The organism is Oleiphilus sp. HI0079 (genome assembly GCF_001635105.1).
The window spans coordinates 18,894-27,319 of record NZ_LWFT01001350.1; the positions used below are offsets into that span (position 1 = coordinate 18,894).

Genomic DNA, 8,426 nt, shown 5'->3' on the forward strand with positions numbered 1-8,426 from the left:
ATATTTCGACCGATTATTTGACTCGCTTCACCACTCGAAGCTCAACCCAACATCAAGGCCGATGCCCCGATCCGACAAGCCTCCTTCCGAGTTATATAGAGACGGAATAACATTGTCCTGATCAAATAGATTGTAGACCTGCAAAAACGCAGAGTGATCTCCACTCATGCCAAAGAAATCAAGCCCTTTAACCAAACTCAAATCTGTTCGATAGTAATCGTCTGCACTGTCAGGCTTTGCGGCACCCAAGTAATCGCCCTCTGCGTAGTCGAGCATGATACGTTGCTTTAAAATCAGCTCCAGATCCGCATCCACAAAGCGATATCCGCCTTCCAAATTTAATATCCATGAAGGAAACGCCACATAGTCGGTATCTGCTTCTTTGTTGGTACTATCCACAAAGCTCGCCACGCCTTCGAGCCTAAGCTGATCAATTTGGCGTCGCGCGACAAATTCAACGCCATAAGATTCATTGCGCCCAGTATTGACATATTGATTGAGCGGCGGCGTCGTTGGCACAAGCACAATTCCGTCTTTCCATTGGTTGGCAAAGAGGGTCGCCTCCAAAGAATAGGTTTGCCCATAAAAAGCATTGACCCACTCCAAGGTATCAATGATCTCCGGCTCAATCTCGGAGTTTGCGTCAATCCCTTGAACAGAGCCTAGCCTTTCAATTGCCGTAGGCGCACGGTAGGCATGACCGTACAAGAGTTTGGTCGTATAACGCTCGCTCACGTGATAGACAGCCCCTAGCCGAGGCGACAAGTGCGTATCTAGGTCAGAATAGGAATCAGCACGCAAACCATATACAAGTTGGAATCGGTCATTTACAAAGCCCGTTTTTGCTTGAAAAAGTGCAAAATCGATTGTTCTTCGAGAGCCCAAATACGGGTTTTCCTGATCGAGCAAAACGCCGCCATTGGCATCCACCCTTTTGAAGTCAGTACGTTCTATCTTCAAACGATCTCGCCCAAAGCCAAACGCCCATTGGGTTCCGTAATGGCGCTCCCGCGATTTTACGTACACATGCAAACCAGAGCGATGCTCTTCGTTCGATTGCGTCAGCTCATGTGGGCAATAGATTGGGTTTGGGCTGGCGTTGGTGGCATTTCGACATGGCAGAGTGACGTTGCTCAGTGTGGTGAGAGAAGTGGGATAACGCGAGTTATCAAACATCCACTCTTGCTCCGAGCTCCAATGATAAAGTTTTGCTTCTAATGAAACGGCGGTGCCTATGTCATGCGCGACATCAACCGCACCTAGCCAGAAGTGAGAGTCCTGATCAGTGACATCTTTGTCTTCAGTTAAACTGACCGATTGCAAATCAAAGCTGGCTGGTAAGCGCGCGAAAAATTGCGTGCCCTGCCCCGGAAATCCCTCGGCCTGATAATCATCGATGTAAGCCGTCAACTTGTATCGGGTGCTTTCAGCAATTTCTCCGGATACCGTTGAAAACACGCTCACGTCTTTATAATCGTAGGCACGCTCACTTGCATACTGAAGACCATCGTACGGTGACGTATAGTTGTATGCTAGGTCTTGATCACCTTGGCGCGTAATAGCAACACCGGTATTTAACCTAGCATTGCCAATGCCCTGAGACACAAACGCTGATGCGTCGCCATAATTTGATTCACTTGCTCTGACTGATGCGGTTGAGAACCGCTCCAAAGAAACGGGCAATCACGTTAAAAGGATGGCCTTAACCAGTAAGGTTCTTGGCGAGGCCTACGGCTTAGATCGCCATGATGTTAAAATCTTGTATAAAGCAGCGCCATTACACGACATTGGCAAAATTGCGATTCCGGATCACATACTCAACAAACCAGGCAAACTCACTCCAGAGGAGTGGGAAACCATGAAAACGCATGCCCAAATCGGGCACGACATTCTAGCCTCATCGGAGCTGGAAGTACTGCGCGCCGGGGCCGTTGTTTCCGTCGGTCACCATGAAAACTGGGATGGCTCAGGCTATCCCAAAGGCATCGCAGGCGAAAACATCCCCATCTTTGCCAGAATTGCAGCCCTCGCAGATGTATTTGATGCACTGATCAACAAGCGCAGCTATAAACACGCTTGGGATATTGAAGATGTAAGAAAGTTCTTTGTGGAAATGAATGGCGTTAAATTTCAGCCAGAGTTGGTTGATCTACTGTTCGAGAATGAAGCAAAACTTCTTGAGATACAGCGTGCCTATCCCGATTAATCCACAACAAAGATTGATAGGCTGCCTCCGCCACGCTGTCAGTGAATTCCACGCATCATAAAGAAAGCACTTTCTCTAAAACCTCAAAGTAAGTGATCTAGCTCAAGCGCTAACGATACAGGGCTTGAGTGAAACATGCTCTAATAGCGCAATGCTTAAAGAGCATTTTGGCTCAAATGTAACGACAAAAATCCAATAATACGTTGCCGGAGCGGATGGATGATCGAGAACACTGCAAGCCTGCGCCTGAAGTTCGCGCAACAACGCTGGCTCAAAGATGTAAGAATTCTGGAGGTCATCGCTGTTGCGGCCATTTACATCGCTTGTGCTCGGCTTGGCCAACTATTCGCAATCGAACCTTCAAATGTGACACCCGTTTGGATCCCTTCTGGAGTGATGCTCGCGCTAGCGCTTCGCTTTGGTCCATCTATCTGGCCCGGCGTGTTCTTTGGGGCGTTTTTTGGAAATATCTGGGCTTATATTTCCTTCGACTCGATTGAGGCCACGTTGAATGCCGTTGCGTCCGCAACGATGAATGGCATCGGCGACGTTATATGCGTAATTGTTGCCGCTGAGTTAATTCGTCGTTACGCCGGAACCAGTCGCATCCTAAAATCCCATCAGTCACTGTTATATTTTTTGGGCTTTGGCGCCTTGCTGGGCCCTTTATGTAGCGCCCTTTTCGGTGTCGGTGGACTTTGGCTATTTGGTCATATCAGCACATCGCAGTTCAATCATGTTTTCGTAACGTGGCTAATGGGCGATAGCGCGGGCGTTCTCACATTTACCCCTTTCCTGCTGTCATGGCTTTATCCAGAACGACATTTTGGCATGCACTCCCTCGTCGCTCTTATCGCCGCTGCCGCCTACAGCCTGCTTGTGATTGCTATTGTATTCGATGTCATCCACTTCCCGGGACACATCGATTACGCCATATTTCTTCTTCTGCCCATGCTGTTTGCGCTACTTTTTCGATATGGCCAGCGCTTGATCTTCACGGTGCAAGCTAGCGTGCTTAGCTTTGCCATCGTCGCGACATGGCTCTCTCATGGTCCTTTTTCAAGCGACGTTCCGTGGATTAGCCTTTTGCAGTTACAAAGTTTTGCCGCCGCATTCTCCATTGTTCTTTTCATGGTAGCGATACTCAATCTTGAGAAAACACTCAATGAGGCCTATTTGGAGAAGCACGCAAAAGAACTGGAAGAACTCTACAGAAAAGACGCCCTTACAGGCCTATGGAATCGCTATCGAATTAAGGAGTTTATTAAAATAGAACTCGAACGACAAAAGCGTGAAATGAGCCCTTTTGCGGTACTGCTCATCGACATTGACGACTTTAAGCACGTGAATGACACACTTGGGCATTTAGAGGGCGACCGCATACTCACAGAGCTCGCTGCGCTTATTCGCTCCAGTATTCGAGAAATTGACTTCGCAGGACGCTGGGGCGGAGAGGAGTTCATCGTCATAACCAGCAAAACCAATCAGGGCGCCTTACCGATCATCGCAGCAAAACTTCTGCAAGCGGTACGCTTACATGACTTTGGATTGCAAAAACCGCTGACGGTCAGCATTGGCAGCACAATCTCAACCATCGGTGATACAGAGCTCTCGGTTATTGATCGCGCAGACCAAGCTCTGTATCGATCAAAACACGGCGGTAAAGACACCGCTTCGTTTCGCTTTGTTCAGGGCAAGCACTAGCCCAAACAGCGTTCTGAATTAAGGCTCTAGCTTGCGCTGCTCGCAATGCGCACGATCTCGGGATAGCCGCGCTCAATAAGCGCTTCTGGTTTATCTTGATAAAACCCTCGCGCCTTTAATAAAGCATGCATTTTTGGCAAGTGATAGCTCGGCACCGTAGGCAAAAAATGATGCTCGCAATGGTAATTCACATAATTTGGTGCAAAGAGCGCTCGCTCCCACCATCGCGCAATCGTCGTCCGCGTGGTATCTCTTACATCGTCTGATGCAAAAGCGGGCATCGCGCCGTGCTCAGCTATCTGACGCAAGCGCACAATGAATGGGTAGAAAAAGATAAACGCCACCCACCAGTACACATACAACAACGGCTGACCGACTCCGTAAAACACCGCGATCATCGCGCCATGACACAACAGTACCTGCGTATAATTTTTCAATCCAGATTGATTGTAAGCGCCTTCTTGTTCGTTTGTGCCAAGCGACACAGTGCTGCCCTGACGACCAGGCAACACAAAGAACAATACGCCGTAGAGCATCTTACTTCCAGAAAGGCCGAATGCATCGCGCAAGATCTTGCGCAAAAAGCTGGACTTAGTAACTGGGTATTGCGCGATATTTCCTAGATCCGGGTCTTCATCCGTTCCGGTTTTGGCATGATGCTTTAAATGATAAGGTCGATAAAAATCAAATGGTATCAGCATGGGCATGCCAGCAAACCAGTGCCCAACAAAACGGTTCAAACGCACCGTACTAAAAAATGCCTGATGCGAACATTCGTGCAGTAGAATACCTAGGCCAAGTTGCCGCCCGCCAAGAATCGCTAAGGCAACGATCTTCAAGGCCCAATGCAGCGACGAAGCGAGCACAACGAAACAGCCGATAATGACGAGCCAATTGAACACAAACATCCATAGTGCACGCACATCATTGGCGGTGCGCAATTGAGTAAGTTCCTCTTTACTCAAATAATCTCGAAAATTCACTGAACTCATGTTCTCGCCTCTTCGTTTCTTATTTTTTTGTATCGCTTTTTAGTGGCTGATCACTGCGCGTGTGCGCGACGAAGGTTAACGATTAGGCTCTATAGAAGTAATCGAATTCCCATCATCGACAAACACCGCTTTTGGCACATGTTGCTGGCTCTCGCTCGCATCAAGGTAACAGTAGGCAATAATAATAATCTTATCATCAACCTGAGCAAGTCGTGCGCAGGCGCCATTGAGACAAATTTGGCCAGAGCCCTTTTCACCAAGTATCACGTACGTTTCAAACCGAGCGCCGTTATTGATGTTGACCACCTGCACCTTCTCGTGCTCTTCAATGCCGCTTGCTTCGAGCAGCAAAGGGTCAATCGTGATACTACCAACGTAATTAAGATTGGCGTCTTTAACCGTAGCGCGATGGATTTTCGCTTTTAGTTTTTCAATCCACATACTTCGTGATACTCCTTGGTACTCGTCTTTATGAGATCTATCTTTCTCTCTCTGCCCTCTAAAATTTAGATAATTGAGGTCAGTTAATTGGTTCAGTGAATGCCGTGTTTTACAACGCAGCGCCTAATTGGACTTCTTCACAAACTTCGACTTCAGCATCATCGCACCCGCGCCATCAACCTTACAGTCGATGTCGTGGTCACCATCAACAAAACGTTTAATGGTCGCTTTGGTGCCCACTTTCAATACGGTCGATGATCCTTTCACTTTTAGGTCTTTAATCAGTGTGACTTTATCACCCTCTGCCAAATCGTTGCCCACGGCATCCTTAAGGTGAATCGCGTCTTCATCAGCCTGGTTCGGATCCCACTCATACGCACATTCGGGGCAAATCAACATGTTCTGATCTTGGTAGACGTATTCGGAATTGCATGAAGGGCAAGGTGGTAACGGTTCTGACATGATGTAAGCCTCTAGAGTCGACGCCGCGCATCATGCCAGAAAAAAGACCTTTGGGTAAGTCCACTAAGTTACATGGCATGTGACCCAATACCTAGGCGTTTATTTAGATCTTGGCAAAAAGCCCACGCCGTCGTTCTATATGCGCATCAAGTAGTGAAAAGCCACTCAAGTGAGTGGCTTTTTTCTTATACGTATTCAAATCCGAAGGAGGCGGGGCTATTTAATCAGTCCCGCTTCGATCAACTCGTGAATCAGTAATTTTTTCTCTACTTCTTCTTTCTTGGTTTTGGTTTCGACCAGTTTCATGCGCTCAAGAAAGGGCATGGCTTGCTGTTCGTGATCACCTTCGGTAAACGCTTTAAACATAGTTTTGAACAAAGACAGCTTATCGCTTTGCAGGGCTTTTAGGTGCTTCAATGCTGCGCCAATTTGCAACTCCTGTTCTGTAAAGTCGGTGCCCAACGGAAACGCTGGAAAGTGCCCATGTTTACGGTAACCATCAATCGTATTATTAACTCGATCTGGAAGGTTGTTGCGGTATGGCTCAGGAATCACATAGTCTTCCGGCAGCTTACCCGCCTGCTTGGCTTTAGAGAGCAACTCTTCCTGAAAACGTGAATCCGCGATATTCAGCATCGCCTTCATCACGTCTGCATCGGTCTTACCGCGAATATCCGCAACGCCGTATTCCGTAATAATCGTGTCGCGCAAGTGGCGAGGAATGGTGATATGCCCGTAGTTATAAACAATGTTCGACATCACCTCGCCCTTGCTAGTGCGCGTGCTCCGCACCAGCAATATAGAGCGTGCGTCGGGCAGAGAGTGGGCCATCGATACAAAGTTATATTGCCCGCCAACGCCCGAGACAATCTTACCGTCATCAAGCCCATCCGACACCACTGCACCATTGAGTGTCGCCATCAGGCCGGTATTGATAAAACGCGCTTGTTTGCGCTGTTCCACCACCAAATCCTCATCAATCAGCAGCTGATTCACGTGCCCAACACCGGTCATACAAATCAGCTCTTTTTCTTCGTCACTCATCGCGTGCAAGGCTTGGTAAAAATCTTTGGGCCCAAGGAAGAAACCACCATGCATAATGATGCCGCCGCGTAATTTTTCGCCCAAGCCGCGTTCTTTCACAAGCTCAATGGTTTGGTCATCCCGCGTTCGATCACCGACTGCTGCACCATCAATTGTTAGTTGACCATCGATCCAGTCAACACGGTCATTAAGAATGCCAAAACGCTTAGCACGAACCACATCTCCTGCATGAAAGACATCGCCAAAAAAGCCGGACTCGATTAAATTGTCCAAATGCTCCGGCTTGATATCCTCTGCCATGCGTCCTTCGTTAATGAGCCTTTGAATATGCACATCGCCATAAACTTTACGCTTAACAATACCGCCTTGAATCAGGTGAAGAAAACCATTAACGAACATCTCGCTCGAGCCATAAAGCCCCTCTGAGAAGCCTTCACGCGAACCGATACGATCAATATATTCTTGGTAGTTTTTACCGCCCAAAGCATCGAGCGCTTCGTTGTATAGCGTGTTGTCTCTATCTTTTAGCAAGCAGGCATAAACGATGGCGTCTCCCATCGAACCAATACCAATTTGCAGCGTTCCACCATCTTTCACCAACGCGCTGGCATGCATACCGATCGCAAAATCAACCGGTGTGACAGGCATGTTGGGTGGAGAAAAAAGCGGTGTGTAAAACGCTTCGTTATCAATGAGATAATCGAAGGCATCGAGCCTGACCAACGCATCATTGAGCATAAAGGGGAGATGCGAATTAACCATACCAACCAATTTGATGGTCTTCCCTTTGCTGCGCTCTTCATTTATCAAAGGCAGAATATCGACTGTCACGTCCGTATTGCTGCTCAACGACAAATATTCAGCGCCTTGATACTCGCCTTTACTGACTTGTTGCACGAGCAGATTGACGCCCTGATCGATCATATCGCGCGCAACATGCGTGTAGTTGCTCGATATATAATGCTGTTGTGCGTAGTTATTCTTCAGCATGCTGCCGGATTTAAAGAAAAACTCACATAATTGGATGTTGTCTGGAATCTGCTGCTTCTTAAGATCTTCGACATAATCGAGACCCACATAGCCATCAAAAAGACGTTCAAAAACCGGTTCCAGAAATCGAGCCTCAAGACCTGGCGAAGGCTTAGGCCGCTCCAGAGATAAGGCGGTAATCATACGCAGTTTAATGCTAGGGTCTCTCTTGGCTCTGGCGTACAAGGCATTGACGAACTGCGCAGGCTTACCAATGCCCAACGGAATACCCATAACGATATTTTTGTCGAGTGCCTCTACGACACTATCTACTACTTGATCTAAATCCGGGTGATGACTCAATGCTTTATCCTCGTTTGAAGCACGGTTTTTATAATGGCACTCACTCTATAAAGAAACGAAACCGCCTACGTTGATTTTGGTCAACTCTTCGAAACATACAGCAAAAGCAGACGCTGCGTCGCGACGGGCAGCATCAACCGCATTGTCGTAACAAAAAAATCATTATAGTTCTAAGTGATATTCAGCCATTCAACTATAATAAAAGCGGTAAATCTGACCATATTTTATTTAGTGCTCAATTGAAT

Annotated in this window: 7 protein-coding genes; 2 read left to right on the forward strand and 5 right to left on the reverse strand. The window is 47.5% G+C overall.

The window, feature by feature from the left end; all coding sequences use genetic code 11:
* Window positions 1–27: 27 nt before the first annotated feature.
* Complete coding sequence (locus A3750_RS23370; protein WP_156492396.1) at window positions 28–1,605, reverse strand: TonB-dependent receptor; 1,578 nt, start codon at window positions 1,603–1,605, stop codon at window positions 28–30.
* Window positions 1,606–1,642: 37 nt separating this feature from the next.
* Between A3750_RS23370 and A3750_RS23375 the strand changes: the two genes are divergently transcribed.
* Together A3750_RS23375 and A3750_RS23380 are read left to right on the forward strand one after the other, a co-directional pair.
* Window positions 1,643–2,206, forward strand: a complete 564-nt coding sequence (locus A3750_RS23375; RefSeq protein ID WP_156498638.1) for an HD-GYP domain-containing protein — start codon at window positions 1,643–1,645, stop codon at window positions 2,204–2,206.
* 219 nt (window positions 2,207–2,425) lie between these two features.
* Window positions 2,426–3,910, forward strand: a complete 1,485-nt coding sequence (locus tag A3750_RS23380; protein ID WP_068465521.1) for a diguanylate cyclase — start codon at window positions 2,426–2,428, stop codon at window positions 3,908–3,910.
* A 26-nt stretch (window positions 3,911–3,936) separates the two neighbouring features.
* Here the strand turns inward: A3750_RS23380 and A3750_RS23385 are convergent, their stop codons facing one another.
* The 4 genes from A3750_RS23385 to A3750_RS23400 all read right to left on the reverse strand — a co-directional run bounded on the left by A3750_RS23385 (window position 3,937) and on the right by A3750_RS23400 (window position 8,181).
* Entirely contained in the window at window positions 3,937–4,902 is a 966-nt protein-coding gene (locus tag A3750_RS23385) for a fatty acid desaturase family protein (protein WP_068455875.1), read from the reverse strand.
* Window positions 4,903–4,977: 75 nt separating this feature from the next.
* On the reverse strand, window positions 4,978–5,343 hold the full coding sequence (gene panD / locus A3750_RS23390) for an aspartate 1-decarboxylase (protein WP_068455878.1): 366 nt from the start codon (window positions 5,341–5,343) through the stop codon (window positions 4,978–4,980).
* 123 nt (window positions 5,344–5,466) lie between these two features.
* A complete protein-coding gene (locus A3750_RS23395) occupies window positions 5,467–5,805 on the reverse strand; it encodes a zinc ribbon domain-containing protein YjdM (RefSeq protein WP_068455881.1) in 339 nt (112 codons plus the stop codon).
* Between the two features lie 216 nt (window positions 5,806–6,021).
* The gene (locus tag A3750_RS23400; RefSeq protein ID WP_068520812.1) at window positions 6,022–8,181 is read right to left on the reverse strand and encodes an acetyl-CoA hydrolase/transferase C-terminal domain-containing protein; all 2,160 of its coding nucleotides are present in this window, start codon (window positions 8,179–8,181) and stop codon (window positions 6,022–6,024) included.
* Window positions 8,182–8,426: the final 245 nt, after the last annotated feature.